Annotated in this window: 17 protein-coding genes; 11 read left to right on the forward strand and 6 right to left on the reverse strand. The window is 70.3% G+C overall.

The window, feature by feature from the left end; translation table 11 throughout:
- Window positions 1-78 precede the first annotated feature (78 nt).
- Window positions 79-783, forward strand: coding sequence for a DUF2470 domain-containing protein (locus K313_RS0105950; RefSeq protein WP_156911163.1), 705 nt, complete (start codon window positions 79-81; stop codon window positions 781-783).
- 103 nt (window positions 784-886) lie between these two features.
- Window positions 887-1630: a sulfite exporter TauE/SafE family protein gene (locus K313_RS0105955; protein WP_029210830.1), complete on the forward strand. Its 744-nt coding sequence runs from the start codon at window positions 887-889 to the stop codon at window positions 1628-1630.
- Between the two features lie 102 nt (window positions 1631-1732).
- Here the strand turns inward: K313_RS0105955 and K313_RS0105960 are convergent, their stop codons facing one another.
- The 5 genes from K313_RS0105960 to arsB are packed head-to-tail and all read right to left on the reverse strand — an operon-like array spanning window position 1733 to window position 5566.
- Window positions 1733-2476, reverse strand: coding sequence for a DUF72 domain-containing protein (locus K313_RS0105960; RefSeq protein WP_240483943.1), 744 nt, complete (start codon window positions 2474-2476; stop codon window positions 1733-1735).
- Window positions 2473-3468, reverse strand: a complete 996-nt coding sequence (locus tag K313_RS0105965; protein WP_029210832.1) for a cation efflux transmembrane domain-containing protein — start codon at window positions 3466-3468, stop codon at window positions 2473-2475. Before K313_RS0105965 ends, K313_RS0105960 begins: the two co-directional genes overlap by 4 nt.
- Window positions 3465-3977, reverse strand: a complete 513-nt coding sequence (locus tag K313_RS0105970) for a substrate-binding periplasmic protein (RefSeq protein ID WP_029210833.1) — start codon at window positions 3975-3977, stop codon at window positions 3465-3467. The genes K313_RS0105965 and K313_RS0105970 overlap by 4 nt, the downstream gene beginning before the upstream one ends.
- A gap of 41 nt (window positions 3978-4018) precedes the next feature.
- The gene (locus K313_RS0105975; RefSeq protein ID WP_029210834.1) at window positions 4019-4444 is read right to left on the reverse strand and encodes an arsenate reductase ArsC; all 426 of its coding nucleotides are present in this window, start codon (window positions 4442-4444) and stop codon (window positions 4019-4021) included.
- Between the two features lie 39 nt (window positions 4445-4483).
- On the reverse strand, window positions 4484-5566 hold the full coding sequence (arsB, locus tag K313_RS0105980; protein WP_029210835.1) for an ACR3 family arsenite efflux transporter: 1083 nt from the start codon (window positions 5564-5566) through the stop codon (window positions 4484-4486).
- Between the two features lie 81 nt (window positions 5567-5647).
- On the opposite strand from arsB, the gene K313_RS0105985 reads away from it, so the two are divergent.
- Together K313_RS0105985 and K313_RS0105990 are read left to right on the forward strand one after the other, a co-directional pair.
- Window positions 5648-6007, forward strand: a complete 360-nt coding sequence (locus K313_RS0105985) for an ArsR/SmtB family transcription factor (RefSeq protein ID WP_029210836.1) — start codon at window positions 5648-5650, stop codon at window positions 6005-6007.
- Window positions 6008-6082: 75 nt separating this feature from the next.
- Window positions 6083-6718 (forward strand): DUF417 family protein, encoded by a 636-nt coding sequence (locus K313_RS0105990; RefSeq protein WP_029210837.1) that lies wholly within the window; start codon window positions 6083-6085, stop codon window positions 6716-6718.
- On the opposite strand, the gene K313_RS0105995 is transcribed toward K313_RS0105990, so the two are convergent.
- On the reverse strand, window positions 6693-7028 hold the full coding sequence (locus K313_RS0105995) for a YnfA family protein (protein ID WP_029210838.1): 336 nt from the start codon (window positions 7026-7028) through the stop codon (window positions 6693-6695). The genes K313_RS0105990 and K313_RS0105995 overlap by 26 nt on opposite strands.
- Window positions 7029-7409: 381 nt before the next feature.
- Between K313_RS0105995 and K313_RS0106000 the strand changes: the two genes are divergently transcribed.
- The 7 genes from K313_RS0106000 to K313_RS22155 all read left to right on the forward strand — a co-directional run bounded on the left by K313_RS0106000 (window position 7410) and on the right by K313_RS22155 (window position 14188).
- Window positions 7410-8090 (forward strand): flavodoxin, encoded by a 681-nt coding sequence (locus tag K313_RS0106000; protein ID WP_029210839.1) that lies wholly within the window; start codon window positions 7410-7412, stop codon window positions 8088-8090.
- A 70-nt stretch (window positions 8091-8160) separates the two neighbouring features.
- Window positions 8161-9171 (forward strand): daunorubicin resistance protein DrrA family ABC transporter ATP-binding protein, encoded by a 1011-nt coding sequence (locus K313_RS0106005; protein ID WP_034251979.1) that lies wholly within the window; start codon window positions 8161-8163, stop codon window positions 9169-9171.
- Window positions 9168-10001: an ABC transporter permease gene (locus K313_RS0106010; protein ID WP_029210841.1), complete on the forward strand. Its 834-nt coding sequence runs from the start codon at window positions 9168-9170 to the stop codon at window positions 9999-10001. The genes K313_RS0106005 and K313_RS0106010 overlap by 4 nt, the downstream gene beginning before the upstream one ends.
- An 86-nt stretch (window positions 10002-10087) precedes the next feature.
- Window positions 10088-10837 carry a ScoMcrA-related endonuclease gene (locus K313_RS22150; RefSeq protein WP_029210842.1) on the forward strand — a complete coding sequence of 250 codons (750 nt, stop codon included), beginning with the start codon at window positions 10088-10090 and terminating at the stop codon, window positions 10835-10837.
- Between the two features lie 73 nt (window positions 10838-10910).
- Complete coding sequence (locus K313_RS0106020) at window positions 10911-11972, forward strand: restriction endonuclease (protein WP_029210843.1); 1062 nt, start codon at window positions 10911-10913, stop codon at window positions 11970-11972.
- Window positions 11973-12159: 187 nt separating this feature from the next.
- Complete coding sequence (locus K313_RS0106025) at window positions 12160-13632, forward strand: MFS transporter (RefSeq protein WP_019285032.1); 1473 nt, start codon at window positions 12160-12162, stop codon at window positions 13630-13632.
- 10 nt (window positions 13633-13642) lie between these two features.
- Window positions 13643-14188, forward strand: coding sequence for a universal stress protein (locus K313_RS22155; RefSeq protein WP_019285033.1), 546 nt, complete (start codon window positions 13643-13645; stop codon window positions 14186-14188).
- The last annotated feature ends 69 nt before the right edge of the window (window positions 14189-14257 follow it).

The following is a 14257-nucleotide window of genomic DNA, read 5'->3' on the forward strand; positions in this document are numbered from 1 at the left end:
GGTCTCTTCCGCCTCGGATTAAGTTAGGGTTGCCTAAGTCGAAGGCTGCTGACGGACGAACGGATGGAGGAGGGCCCCGTGATCGACGCCGACCGCCGCGCCAAGACCGTGATGGCCACCTCGACGCACGTCGAGCTCGGCGTGCTCGACCACCGGGTGCTGCTGCGCCGCCACGCCCTCGAACGCTCCGGCGCCGTGCTCTTCTCGCTCGGCGAGGTCCCACCCCGCTGCGCGCTGCGCGTCGCCCCCGGGGCCGACCTGCCCGTCCTGGACCTGGTCGCGGTCGACGTCTCCTGCGCGCACCGGGCCGATCGGGTGCGGGGCATCGTCCGCATGACGGGGACGGTCGACGTGCATCTCGGACCGATCCGCGACGACCTGGCCGAGCACCTCGCGGTGTCCGACGGCACGCCCGTGGGGCGCCTGACGCCCAGCCGCGTGAGCCTCGAGTGGCGGATCGAGACCACGGACGGCCGACCGACCTATCAGGTCGTCGAGCCGCAGGACTACGTCGCCGCGCGCATCGACCCGCTCGGCGGGTGGGAGGACCGGTGGATGGCCCACCTCGACGAGGGGCACCGGGAGCTGGTCCGGGCGCTCGTCTCGCGCCACCTCCCCCTCGGCCCGGACGCCAGGGCGCGCCCCGTCCTGGCCGACACCCGCGGCGTGGTCGTGCGCGTCGAGCAGGACGGCCGCGTGCAGGACGTCCGCGTCCCCTTCCCGCACGTGGTGGGCTGCGGGTGCAAGGCGGTCCAGGCGCTGAGCGCGCTCCTGCACACCTGAGCGCCGGGCCGCCCATCCCGGCCACGGCCACCCGCGGGGCTACCCTGCAGCACATGACCCATCCCGGCCACGCGTCCGCCCCCGTGGGACCGGCGGTCGCGCGGTGGAGCTGACGACCTTCGCCCTGCTCGTGCTGGCCGGGGTGGCAACGGGATTCGTGGGCTACCTCACCGGCATGGCCTCGCTCGTGTCCTATCCCGCCATGCTCGCGGCGGGACTGTCGCCCGTCGCCGCCAACGTCAGCCAGACCCTCGGCCTGATCGGCATCGGGGCCGGCGCGGCCACCCGGGCGATGCCCACGCTGCTCGCCGGCGGACGCCGGGACCTGCTGCTGCAGCTCGGCCTCGCGGCCCTCGGCGGCGGGATCGGCGCCGCGGTGCTGCTGGTCGGCGGCGAAGGCTCCTTCCAGCTCGTCGTACCCTGGCTCATCCTGCTGGCCTCGCTCATGGTCCTGGTCTCCCCGCGCCTGCGGCGCCTGCAGGGAGACCGGTCCGCACCCCGCTGGGTCTACCTCGCCGGGGTCCTCGCGGTGAGCACGTATGGCGGGTACTTCGGCGCCGGTGCCGGCACGATCTACCTCGCTCTCGCGCTGCTGGCCTCCAGCGACGCGTTCAAGCGGTCGATGATCCTCAAGTCCGTGCTGCTCGCCGCCACCAACATCGTGGCCGCGGTGCTGTTCATCGCCTTCGGGCCGGTGAGCTGGTGGGCGGCACTGGCGCTCGGCCTCGGCTGCCTGGTGGGTGGCAACCTCGGCCCCGCCGCGCAGCAGCTGATCCCCGAGCGGGTCATGCGCTGGCTCGTCGCGGTGGCCGGTGTGGGGCTGGCCGCCTGGCTGGCCCGCGCCTGACCCCGCTCGCGATCCTCCCCCATCGTCGGGTGGGTTCGGTGTCGTCATAGCAGCACCGAAGTGACCCAACGCCGGGGCGGCTCGAGCCGCGAGGCGGCGTAGCTAGGCCTGCTCGCCGGCGACCAGCTCCTTGAGGCGGAGGCCGTTGAACGCGGCATACCCGTAGTTGTCGTTGTTGAAGTAGCAGTAGGCAGGTCGGCCGCCCGCCGTGAGACCCCGCAGGTGCCCCACCCACCGCGTGAGGGCCTCGTCGTCGAAGGACCCGCCATACCGCCACTCGGGGTCGCTGTTGTGGAACCGCACGTAGGCCAGCCGACCAGACGCCCGCAGCACGGGCTCGCGCCCGGCGATCACCGACACCACGAAGCCCGCGCCGTGCCGGTCGAGCAGGTCGAACACCCCGTCGTCGAGCCAGGACTCGTGCTGCGGCTCGACCGCGACCTGCACCCGCTCGGGCAGCATCCCGAGGAAGGTCGAGAGCCGGTCGTCGTCGCGGTGCAGGTCGGCGGGGAGCTGCACGACGAGCGGGCCGGCCTTGTCACCGAGCAGGTCGTGGGTGTGCGTGATGCGCTCGACCCAGTCCTCGGGGTCCTTGAGCTTGCGGTAGTGCGACAGGTAGCGCGACGCCTTGACCGTCATCTCGAAGCCCGCCGGCAGCCGGTCGCGCCAGCCCTCGACGGTGGTGTCGGCGGGCCAGCGGTAGTGCGAGCCGTTGAGCTCGACGGTGTCGAACCGCTCGGCGTAGTAGTCGAGCTGGTCGGCGATCCGCAGCCCGTCGGGGTAGAAGGTCCCGCGCCAGTGCTTGTAGGTCCAGCCCGAGGTGCCGATCCGCACGTCCATGGTCATGCGCGGTCCTCCCGGGGGTCGGGCAGGTCACCGATCCGGCTCACCGGCATGATCACCACGTCGTCCAGCTTCCAGTCCAGGGCTCGTATGGCGGCCGCCGCCGCCTCGACGTCCGCCGTCAGCGCCGCGGATCCCCGTGGCACCACGAAGGACTCGACGTGCAGCACGTGGCCCATGTCGCGGACCCGGTTGCGCGCGTCCGAGACCCACCCGAATCCCCGCAGGACCTCGTCGACCTCCGCGACCAGGGGGTGGGTGTGGGCGGAGTCGTAGGTCCTGGCCCGCCCGTCCATGAGGTTGCGTCCGGCATACCGCAGGTTGGACCACCCGTCCTTGACGATGGACAGGGCGATGGCGCTGGCCACCGCCGCGTCCGCCCACCACCAGCCCAGCCCGATGCCGACGATGCCGGCGATCGACCCGGCCGCGGTCATCCAGTCGGCCTTCTGCATGTCGGCGTCGGCGTAGAGGATCCGGTCATGGAGCGCCTCGGCCAGCGGCATCTTGCGCCGGGCGATGATGATCGGCCCGACGAGGGTGTAGGCCATGACCGCGATCATCACCCAGCCCGCCCAGACGGTGTGCCCGAGCAGCTGGAGGGTGCCGATCGGCGGGTGCTCCGCCTTGACAAGCCCGGTGACGGAGTCCCACAGCAGCATCGCGCCGACCAGCAGCAGCGCCACCGAGGCGGCGAGGTGACCGCTGGCGACCGCGCGGTGGCGGCCGTAGGGGTACTCGGGCGAGGGGCTCTTGCCGACCTGCCTCCGAGCGATCAAGAAGGCGATGGGCGGCACGAACGCCAGCAGGTCCTCGATCCAGGCGGCCTTCATCGCCTGGGACGAACCCATGACGAGGTAGACGGCGACCACGCAGGTCACCATGTAGCCGATGGTGATCCACTCGAGCCGGGTCGCGCGGTGCAGGGCGTCACGCTGCTCGGTCGGCAGGGTCGTCGCCCCGAACCTGGTGCGGGACGTGCCGTGGCGGCTCATGACGCTCCCTCGGCGGCGTCCAGCCAGCGCTCGAGGTCGGACAGCAGGGCGTTCTCCCCCGCGGGCACGGCCAGGACGTGCTGCCGGGTCTGGCCGCCGGGGTCCGTGGACTCGGCATAGGGCCTGGTCAGCCCGACGTCGGCGGCCCAGGGGCTGGTCGCATCGAGCCCGGCCACGACCAGGTCGACCTCACCGTCGGACAGGTCCTCGACGAGGGCGGCCTCGCTGTGGGTGGTCCACTCGACGCGGGCGCCGAGGTGCGCGGCATACCGCTGGGCGAGCTCGGCCTCGGGCCCCGACGGCTCCCCCTCGGGATCGGTGACGACCACGCGTGGCGGCGCGTGGGTCGCCCCGACGCGCAGCACCCGCTCGGACCGGACCCGGTCCAGGGTGCGTCCGGGATCGGTGGGGACCTGCACCCCGCACGCCGAGACTGCCGCGATCACCAGGGCCGCGAGCGCCGACCGTGCGAGCAGCCCTGCCCCTGCAGGGAGTCGACCAGCGTTCATGCACCGAACCCTAGGTGACCTCGGCCGGCACGAGGGCGTTGTCAGCGCCCGAGCGGCTGCACCTCGACCCCCAGCTCGCCGAGGAGCTCGGTCACCCGACGCCGTATGTCCTCCCGGATGGGTCGCACGGCCTCGACGCCCTGACCGGCGGGGTCGGCGAGCACCCAGTCCTCGTAGCGCTTCCCGGGGTAGTAGTGGCAGTCGTCCCCGCAGCCCATGGTGATCACGACGTCGGAGGCCTGGACCGCCTCGGGCGTGAGGACCTTGGGCTTCTCGGCGGAGATGTCGATGCCCTCCTCGAGCATCGCCTCGCGCACGGCGGGGTTGACGGTGTCGGCGGGGGCCGAGCCCGCCGAACGCACCTCGACGGCCCCGCCGGACAGGTGGTGGGTGTAGGCCGCACCCATCTGGGAGCGGCCGGCGTTGTGGACGCACACGAACATGACGGAGGGTCGGCGGTCGTTCATCGGGACTCCTGGGTCGACGATGGGTGTCAGCGGGGGGTGTCAGCGGGGGGTGTCAGCGGCGTGCGGGAAGCGGCGGCGCAGCCAGAGGCTGACGTAGACCAGGCCGACGAGCACGGGCACCTCGATCAGCGGGCCGACGACGCCGGCCAGCGCCTGCCCCGAGGTCACGCCGAAGGTCGCGATCGCCACGGCGATGGCCAGCTCGAAGTTGTTGCCCGCGGCCGTGAACGCCAGGGTCGTCGTGCGCTCGTAGCCCATGCCGAGCACCCGCCCGAGGACGTAGGACACGCCCCACATCAGGGCGAAGTAGACGAGCAGGGGCAGCGCGATGCGCGCCACGTCCAGCGGCCGGTTGGTGATCTGCTCCCCCTGCAGGGCGAAGAGGATGACGATCGTGAAGAGCAGCCCGTAGAGGGCCCAGGGCCCGACCTTCGGCAGGAACCCCCGCTCGTACGACTCTCTCCCCCAACGCTTCTCGCCGATCCGGCGGGACAGGTAGCCCGCCAGCAGCGGGATGCCGAGGAAGATCAGGACGCTCGTGGCGATCTCCCACGGGGAGACGTCCAGGGCGGACTGCTCGAGCCCGAGCCAGCCGGGCAGCACCGACAGGTAGAACCAGCCGAGGGCCGCGAACGCGATGACCTGGAAGATCGAGTTGAGGGCGACCAGGACGGCCGCGGCCTCGCGGTCGCCGCAGGCCAGGTCGTTCCAGATGATCACCATGGCGATGCAGCGGGCGAGCCCGACGATGATCAGGCCGGTGCGGTACTCCGGCAGGTCGGGCAGGAAGGTCCACGCGAGGGCGAACATCAGCGCGGGCCCGACGATCCAGTTGAGGACGAGGCTGGAGCCGAGCATGCGTCCGTCGCGCGTCACGGTGTCGAGGCGGTCGTAGCGGACCTTGGCCAGCACCGGGTACATCATCACGAGCAGGCCGATCGCGATCGGCAGCGAGACCCCGTCGACCTCGACTGACGCGAGAGCGTCGCCGAGACCCGGCACCAGGCGCCCGAGCAGGAGGCCGGCGACCATGGCGACGCCGATCCACACCGGCAGGTATCGGTCGAGGGTGGACAGCCGCGCCGTGACCGAGGTCTCGGGCGCGCGGTCGGTGGTGGTCATGGCTTCCTCTCATCGACGTTCGTCGATCTGGAGCCTGGCACTCGCATTGAGAGTTGTCAATATGGCGGATACCATCGCCGTATGACGACCTTGGCCACCGCCTCGACGGACTGCTGCGCCGCGGGCAGCACCACCCTGATGCCCGCCGACCGCGCCGCCTGCCTCGCGGAGATCTTCAAGGCCCTGGCCGACCCCACGCGCGTGCGGCTGGTGGGTTACCTCGCGGCGGCGCAGGGCGGCACGGTGTGCGCGTGCCACCTCCCCGACGAGCTGGGGATCAGCCAGCCGACGCTGAGCCACCACCTCAAGAAGCTCGTCGGCGCCGGGATCATCACGCGCGAGCAGCGCGGCCGGTGGGCGCACTACGCGGTGGTCCCCGAGGTGCTGGACCTGGCCCGCGACTTCCTCGGCGCCACGACGGGCGACGCGCGCTGCTGCTGACGGCCCCCGGCCGTCGAACCTGTCGCACCCCCTAATTCAGGGCGCCCTCATGGTCACGAACTACGCTGCCCTGCTGTGGAATTCAACGCGATGCAGCAGACTCGCCGACCGATCCTCGAGCGCCTCGTCTCCCTCGACCGGGCCGCCCTGACCCTCACCCGGCTCGGCCTCGTCACCGTCACCCTCTGGATCGGCGGCCTCAAGGTCATCCCCTACGAGGCCGAGGGGATCACCCCGTTCGTCGCCAACAGCCCGGTCATGCGCTGGCTGTATGCCGACCCCGACGGGTACCGGGCGCACCGCAACGCGGAGGGGGTCCTGCACGAGGTGAACCGGGCCTGGCACGCCGCCAACGGCACGTACCCGGCGGCGCTGCTCATCGGCGTCACCATCGTGGCGATCGGCATCCTCATCGCCCTGCACTGGGTGTCGCCGCTCCTCGGCGCGCTGGGCGGGGTGGCGCTGTTCGCGATGAGCCTCGTGACCCTGAGCTTCCTCGTCACGACCCCCGAGTCCTTCGTGCCCGCGCTCGGCGGGGAGCACCACGGCTTCCCCTACCTGTCGGGCGTCGGGCGGCTCGTCCTCAAGGACGCCATCATGATGGGTGCCTCGCTCGTCGTCGCCGTCGACTCGGCCCGCATCGTCCTCGCGCGATGGGCGGCTGCGGATCCCGCCCGGCAGACGGTCACGCCGAGCGCGGCGCGTACATGATGAGCGCCACGCCGGCCAGGCAGACGAGGGCCCCGATCACGTCGAACCGGTCGGGACGAAAGCCGTCGACGACCATCGCCCACACGAGCGAGCCGGCGACGAACACCCCGCCGTAGGCCGCGAGGATCCGGCCGAAGTGGGCGTCCGGCTGCAGGGTCGCGACGAAGCCGTAGGCCCCCAGGGCGATCACGCCGGCCCCGGCCCACAGCCACCCGCGGTGCTCGCGAACCCCCTGCCACACCAACCACGCTCCGCCGATCTCCGCGACGGCGGCCAGGGCGAACAGGAGCAGGGACCGAAGGATCGTCATACGGCCATCATCGACCAGCAGGAGCACCTGGCTGGGCGTCGAGGTCGGTGGCGGCCTTGGCGGGATCGCCGGGCTGGGTCCCGTGCACGGTGTCGTGGTCCTTGCGTCGCCGGCCGGCCGTCTCGGTGTAGTCCGCGATGGGCTCGCGGTGCGGAAGGCCCCGGGCTCGACGACCGTGGCCGTGATCCCGAGGGGCGCGACGGCCTCGTCCTCGCCCTCCTCGACGGCCGACCGATAGCCGTAGCCCGCGTTGTTGACCAGCACGTCCACGCCGCCGAAGCGCTCCTGGGCCTGCGCGACCGCCTCGCGTGTGGGAGACCCTGCGGGTACCCGGAACGCCGGGCACTGCCTCGACCGGCGGATCTGAGGTGGACTGGCCCCATGCCCGGACCGCTCCTCTCCCGCAGATCGCTGCTCGGCGCCCTCGTGGGCGGCGGCTCCGCCCTGGCGCTGGCCGGGTGCAGCCGCCCGACGACAGGGAGCCCGACCATGACCGCCACCCCGCCGGCGACCCCTTCCGGCCCCTCGCCCGCGACGCCCTCCGGACGGGTCCTGCTGGCGTACTTCTCCCGCCACGGCGAGAACTACTGGTACGGCGGTCGCCGCACCCTGCAGGTCGGCAACACCGAGGTGCTCGCCCGGATGATCGGCGACCAGATCGGCTGCGACGTCCACCGGATCGAGGCCGCCGAGCCCTACCCGGCCGGGTATGACGACACCGTGGCCCGCAACGTGCGCGAGCAGGAGGCCGACACCAGGCCTGCCATCGCGAACGCGCTGCCCGATCTCTCGGCATACGGCACCGTCCTGCTGGCCAGTCCGATCTGGAACGTCCAGCCGCCGATGATCATGCGCACGTTCGCCGAGGGAGTGGACCTGGCCGGGAGGGTGGTGCTGCCGGTCACGACGCACGCCATGAGCGGCCTCGGGAGAGCCCCCGAGATCTATGCCGCCGTCGCTCGCGGAGCGAGGACGGGCGAGGGGCTCGCGGTGCGGGGCGAGCGCGTCAGCGAGTCCGCCGACCAGGTGCGATCCTGGCTCGCCGCGCGCGAGCTGGCGTAGCCAACGCCTGCGGACCTGACCTGTCCGGAAGCCGCTGTGAGGGAAGCCTCACCTCTGCCATGCTCTGGGCATGTCATCCAGCCCAGCGGTGATCGCTGAAGACCTCGTCAAGCACTACTCGGGCGGCCGGGGCCACGACGTGGTCCGCGCCGCCGACGGCATCTCCCTCACGGTCCCCGAGGGCAGCGTCCTCGGGGTGCTCGGCCCCAACGGAGCCGGCAAGACCACCACGGTCCGCATGCTCACGACCCTGATCCGCCCCGACTCCGGGCGGGCGACCGTCGCCGGCGCTGACGTGGTCCACGACCCCCAGGCGGTGCGCCGGCTCATCGGCGTCTCCGGGCAGTACGCCGCCGTCGACGAGTACCTCACCGGCTACGAGAACCTCGAGATGGTCGGCCGGCTCTATCACCTCTCCGCGCAGGACTCGCGCCGGCGAGCCCGCCAGCTGCTCGAGGACTTCCGCCTCGAGGACGCCGCCGACCGCCCGGCCAAGACCTACTCCGGCGGCATGCGTCGCCGCCTCGACCTCGCCGGCGCCCTCGTCGCGCGGCCGCCCGTGATCTTCCTCGACGAGCCCACCACCGGGCTCGACCCGCGCAGCCGCGGCGACATGTGGGACGTCATCGGTGACCTGGTCCGCGAGGGCACGACCGTGCTCCTCACGACGCAGTACCTCGAGGAGGCCGACCGCCTCGCCGACAACATCCTGGTCGTCGACCACGGTCGAGTCATCGCCGAGGGCACCGCCGACCAGCTCAAGGACCAGGTCGGCGGCGGCCGCCTGCACGTGACGGTGGCCGACGCCTCCGACATACGGCTGGCTCGCGAGGTCCTCGAAGGACTCGGTGAGGGCCAGGTCGAGGTGGAGGAGCACACCCGCGAGCTCACGCTGCCCGCCGCAGGCGGGACCCGCACCCTCGTCGACGCCGTCCAGCGGCTCGGCGACCGGGGAATCACGGTGCAGGACATCGGCGTCCGGCGCCCCACGCTCGACGACGCCTTCCTGTCGCTGACCGGCCGCCCGGCCGAGGGCTCCGAGGGCACCGAGCACAAGACCGATCAGGAGGACGCCCGATGAGCACGCTGCTCGCCGACGCCAGCACCATCGCCCGACGAAACCTGATCAAGATCAAGCGCGTTCCCGACCTGATCGTCTTCACGACGCTGCAGCCGATCATGTTCATCCTGCTGTTCGGCTACGTCTTCGGCTCGCTCGCGGGGTCCGGCAACGGCCAGGGCTACCGCGAGTTCCTGATGGCCGGCATCTTTGCCCAGACCATCATCTTCGGCGCCACCATCACCGGCTCCGGCATGGCCGAGGACATGCAGAAGGGTGTCATCGACCGCTTCCGCACGCTGCCGATGCACCCCGGCGCGGTGCTGACCGGACGCACCTTCAGCGACCTGCTCAACAACGTCATCGTGCTGATCATCATGACGCTGACCGGTCTCGCGATCGGGTGGCGGATCCGCGACGGGCTGCTGCGTGCGCTGCTGGCCTACGCGCTGATGCTGGCGTTCGCCTACGCGATCAGCTGGGTCATGGCCTACATCGGGCTCAAGGTCCGCGCCCCGGAGATCTTCAACAACGCGACCTTCATGATCATCTTCCCGCTGACCTTCGTCGCCAACACCTTCGTGCCGAGCGAGAACATGCCGGCCGTCCTGCGCACCATCGCCGGGTGGAACCCCGTCTCGACGATCACGCACGCCGCCCGCGACAACCTCGGCAACCTGTTCGCCCTGACGCCGGGTGGGAGTGCCGGCGCCGCAGGGATGCGCGAGCGGATCGAGTACACCTGGGCCCTGCAGCACGCCGAGATCTACACCATCGCCTGGATCGTCGGGCTGCTGCTGGTGTTCGTCCCGCTGTCGATCCGGACCTACCAGCGCTCCGTCGCCCGCTGAGCCATTGCCTCTCCCTGCCCCAGCCCGTATGCCGAAACCCGGGGCACTGTCCACGCAGCGTGCGGCCTCTCGCTACTCTCAGGCACGTGCAACTACCCACGCTCACCCGCGACGCGGTACTGAAGGCCATCGAGGAGTGCCAGGCATCAACTGAGGCCCGATTTCTGCGCTATTACGGGTTCGGCGACCGAAACATCAAGCACCGCATCCAGCATCAGGGAGAGAAGTACCCAGCGAAGGCCATCATGGGTCGCGCTTTCTGGCACGTGGACAAGACGTTGGTCCGCGCGGCCGACCTCCGCGGCAAGGGCGGGAAGCACGCCATGGCGCGGTTGGCAGACGTGGGCTTCCACCCGGAAGAGACGGCCGTTGCGTCGCCCAGCACGAGCGCGGCATCGGCCTCCACCGTCCTTGTTGTTGCGTGCGAGCAGAACACCGCGGATGTATTCGAGAGGGGAGCCCAGCCGAGCGGCGCAGGAACCCGCACTGAGGCGGATCTCATGCGCCGCCTTGAGAAACACCTACGTGTTCTCGGGCACCACCCTGGCAGGCTTCGTATCCAGCCAGCCGACGGCAAGGCCCAGTTCGCCACGGACACCTACGACGTGACATCCAACGTGCTCTACGAGGTGAAGGCGACGGCGGAGCGCAAGTCCGTACGCATGGCCATCGGGCAATTGCTCGACTACGCGAGGTATCGCACGCCTCGCCCGCGACTCGCCATCGTCCTGCCCGAGTCGCCCGGACAGGACCTGCAGGACCTCATCGAGTCGATCGGAATGACGCTGGTCGTCGATTCCGATGTGGGGTTCATCGGACTGCCGGACTCCAGGTAGCTGCTTAAAGCTCCCACCAACGTCAACAAGGTGTGACAGTCTGTCGCCACTTGTGCCGAAGGAGAGATGAGCCATGACAGCAATGTGGGGCATTCACAACGACGCGCTCGGCGCGGAGCTGGTGACGAACGGTTTCATCTCGATCGGATGGGACGAGATCGGAGACGTCCGTGCCATCGGGAGGGACCGGTCCACGCTCAGGGAAGCCGTCGCGCGGACTTACCCCGGGGGAAAACCGGGAGCGTTCCCGGTGTGGGCTGGGGTCTTGCATCGGTTTGCCTACGAGCTCCAGGTGGGCGACCTGGTGGTGGCTCCGTACAAGCCGGACAGCACGATCAACTTTGGCAGGATCGTTGGGGGCTATGAATACGTCCCGGAAGCCCGCACGCACCGCCATCGACGCCGCGTCGAATGGCTCAAGACCGGCGTCGCACGAGGGCTGTTTCCTCAGTCGGCTCTCTACGAGATCGGCTCGGCCGTCACGCTCTTTCGGATCCGCCGACACGAACAGATCTTCCAAGAGTTCCTAGAGGCACCCGACGAAGCGGCGTTTGAGGCTGCCGCCACCGCCGTCGAGGACTCAACGACAGGGCTGGTCGAGACAGCGCCTGAATACGGCTTGTCCCCCACCCTGGACGAGGAAGAGCCCAATGCTGACCGGATTCAGCAGCATACCCAGGACTTCATCGTGCGGACGCTGCACCGCCGCCTCACTCACGAACAGTTCGAGCTCTTCACCACCGATCTGCTCCGCGTGATGGGCTATCAGGCCCGCACCACCAGCTACTCGCAAGACGGTGGCGTTGACGTGATCGCCCACAAGGACCGTCTCGGGCTCGAGGCCCCCCTCATCAAGGTTCAGTGCAAGCACACGACCGTCAGCCAGGGGGCACCCGAGGTCCAGCGGCTCGTGGGCACGCTGTCGCAGGGTGAGGTCGGGCTGTTCGTGACGCTAGGGACGTACACAAGGGAGGCCCAGGCCATGGAGCGCATGCGTCAGGACCTGCGCCTACTCAGCGGCTCCGACATCACCGCGTTCATCCTCGGCCACTACGAGTCGCTCCCGACCCGATGGCGGGACATCATCAAGCTCCGCCGGGTCTACGTGGTGGACCTGCCGCCCGAGGAGCAGTGACGTTCCTACACCGAGAAGTGGTGGTGGAGCGGGGCCCACGGGCCGGTGATCGGAACGACTCGGTGCGTCGTCGGAAGTCTTTTCGGCCGCAACCCCTGCGCAGGTGACTCAGGGGGCGTAGGTTGCCGGACGGGTCGATACACGTCGACCTGAACTCCCCCTGTGAGCTGAACGGAAGGAGGCACCCATGACGGCTGCTGCATCCACCGAGGACAAGCCGGTCCGCAGCATGATCCCGGCGCGCATGGACAAGATGCCCTGGTCGCGCTTCCACTGGATGGTCATCTTCGGGCTCGGCACGGCCTGGATCCTCGACGGCCTCGAGGTCCAGATCGTCGCTGCCGGAGGCTTCGAGAAGTCGCTCGGGATGACCCCTGCCCAGGTCGGCCTCGCCGGCACGATCTACCTGCTCGGCGAGGTCGTCGGCGCCCTGACCTTCGGGCGGCTCACCGACACCCTGGGACGCAAGAAGCTGTTCGTCCTGACGCTGTTCGTCTACCTGGCCGGGTCCGCGCTGGCGGCCATCTCCCCCAACATGTGGATCTTCCTGGTCTGCCGGTTCATCTCCGGGGCGGGCATCGGTGGCGAGTACTCCGCGGTCAACTCGGCCGTCGACGAGCTCATCCCGGGCAGGTACCGCGGGCGCGTCGACCTGGCGATCAACGGCACCTACTGGCTCGGCGCCGGCCTCGGTGCCGCCGCGAGCGCCTACTTCCTGGCCGAGGGCCGCTTCGACGACAACCTCGGCTGGCGCATCGCCTTCATGCTCGGCCCGATCCTCGGCCTCGGCATCATCTACCTGCGCCGCCACATCCCCGAGAGCCCCCGCTGGATGCTCACGCACGGGCGTGGTGAAGAGGCCGAGAAGATCGTCTCCGGCATCGAGCACGACGTCGAGGCGCAGGGCAAGGAGCTGCCGCGCCTGTCCGAGGACCAGGGCATGTGGATCAAGCCTCGTGAGGGACTCACGGTCAAGCAGCTGCGCTACGTCTTCTTCACGATGTACCCGACGCGCACCTTCCTCGGCGCGACGCTGATGATCACGCAGTCCTTCCTCTACAACGCGATCTTCTTCACGTACTCCCTGGTGCTGCAGAACTTCTACGGCCTGTCGGCGGCCAGCGCGGCGATCTACTTCTTCCCCTTCGCCGTCGGCAACCTGCTCGGCCCGCTGCTCCTGGGTCCGCTCTTCGACACCGTCGGACGCCGCAAGATGATCGCGGGCTGCTACTCCTTCGCCGCGATCGTCCTGCTGATCTCGGCCTGGCTGTTCCAGGGCGACATGATCAACGCCTGGGTGCACACCGGCTTCTGGTGCCTGGCGTTCTTCTTCGCGTCCGCGGGCGCCTCGGCCGGCTACCTCACCGTCTCCGAGATCTTCCCCCTCGAGGTGCGCGGTCAGGCGATCTCCTACTTCTTCGCGATCGCCCAGGTGTTCGGCGCCATCGGGCCGGTGTTCTACGGCTGGCTCATCGGCGAGGGCAAGGACCGTACCCCGATGTTCTGGGGCTACGTGATCGCGTCGGTGATCATGCTCTTCGGCGCCTTCGTGGCGGCGAGGTGGGGCGTCGACGCCGAGGGCAAGTCCCTCGAGGAGATCGCGCCTCCGCTCACGAGCTATGACGAGCAGGGCAACGAGACCACGAAGCTCCCGGTGTGAGGAGGCTGCCATGACCGAACGTCCGTACACCGTCGCCGTCGGCGTCAGCGCCACCTCCGGGTCCGCGGCCGCGCTGGCCTGGGCCCGGGACCAGGCGGAGACCCACGGGGGCGAGCTGGTCGCCATACGCGCCTGGAAGGTCCCCTCGCCGCAGGCCACACCCTCCGGCATCTCGTCTGGCCGCATGTCGGTCGCCGAGGACGTCGAGGACGAGGCGATGCGATCCCTCGAGGCGGACGTCGAGGCTGCGCTCGGTCCTGACCACGGCGCCCGGCTGATCCTCGTGCGGGGCGGCAAGCGCAAGGCGCTGCTCGACGCGGCCGAGGACGCGGACCTGCTCGTGGTCGACGCCCCGCGCGGGCTGCCAGCGACGGGCACCGCGTTCGCGCAGCGGCTGGTCTATGCGGCGGCCTGCCCGGTCGTCGTGATGCCGCCGCGCGTCTCCGGAGAGCGTCCGGGCGTGCTGAGCCGGGCGGCGGGAGCCATCGGCCGCGGTGCGCTGAGGGCGGCCGCCACGGCGGGGCGCCCCGGCTACCGGACACCTCCCCCGGGCTGATGCCCCGCGAGTGATCCACGACACCGGTAGCCCCGGCCCACCACGGGCCGGGGCTACTCTCGTCTCGTC

The sequence above is a fragment of the Arsenicicoccus bolidensis DSM 15745 genome (assembly GCF_000426385.1).
In the GTDB taxonomy this organism is placed as follows: domain Bacteria; phylum Actinomycetota; class Actinomycetes; order Actinomycetales; family Dermatophilaceae; genus Arsenicicoccus; species Arsenicicoccus bolidensis.

Excerpts from the sequence above, each read along its gene's own strand:
- arsB (WP_029210835.1), bottom strand. The coding sequence starts at position 5,566 with ATGACCACCACCGACCGCGCGCCCGAGACCTCGGTCACGGCGCGGCTG.
- K313_RS0106025 (WP_019285032.1), top strand. The coding sequence starts at position 12,160 with ATGACGGCTGCTGCATCCACCGAGGACAAGCCGGTCCGCAGCATGATC.
- K313_RS0105985 (WP_029210836.1), top strand. The coding sequence starts at position 5,648 with ATGACGACCTTGGCCACCGCCTCGACGGACTGCTGCGCCGCGGGCAGC.
- K313_RS0105995 (WP_029210838.1), bottom strand. The coding sequence starts at position 7,028 with ATGACGATCCTTCGGTCCCTGCTCCTGTTCGCCCTGGCCGCCGTCGCG.
- K313_RS0105965 (WP_029210832.1), bottom strand. The coding sequence starts at position 3,468 with ATGAGCCGCCACGGCACGTCCCGCACCAGGTTCGGGGCGACGACCCTG.
- K313_RS0106000 (WP_029210839.1), top strand. The coding sequence starts at position 7,410 with ATGCCCGGACCGCTCCTCTCCCGCAGATCGCTGCTCGGCGCCCTCGTG.
- K313_RS0106005 (WP_034251979.1), top strand. The coding sequence starts at position 8,161 with ATGTCATCCAGCCCAGCGGTGATCGCTGAAGACCTCGTCAAGCACTAC.
- K313_RS22155 (WP_019285033.1), top strand. The coding sequence starts at position 13,643 with ATGACCGAACGTCCGTACACCGTCGCCGTCGGCGTCAGCGCCACCTCC.
- K313_RS0106010 (WP_029210841.1), top strand. The coding sequence starts at position 9,168 with ATGAGCACGCTGCTCGCCGACGCCAGCACCATCGCCCGACGAAACCTG.
- K313_RS0106020 (WP_029210843.1), top strand. The coding sequence starts at position 10,911 with ATGACAGCAATGTGGGGCATTCACAACGACGCGCTCGGCGCGGAGCTG.
- K313_RS0105970 (WP_029210833.1), bottom strand. The coding sequence starts at position 3,977 with ATGAACGCTGGTCGACTCCCTGCAGGGGCAGGGCTGCTCGCACGGTCG.
- K313_RS0105975 (WP_029210834.1), bottom strand. The coding sequence starts at position 4,444 with ATGAACGACCGCCGACCCTCCGTCATGTTCGTGTGCGTCCACAACGCC.
- K313_RS0105960 (WP_240483943.1), bottom strand. The coding sequence starts at position 2,476 with ATGACCATGGACGTGCGGATCGGCACCTCGGGCTGGACCTACAAGCAC.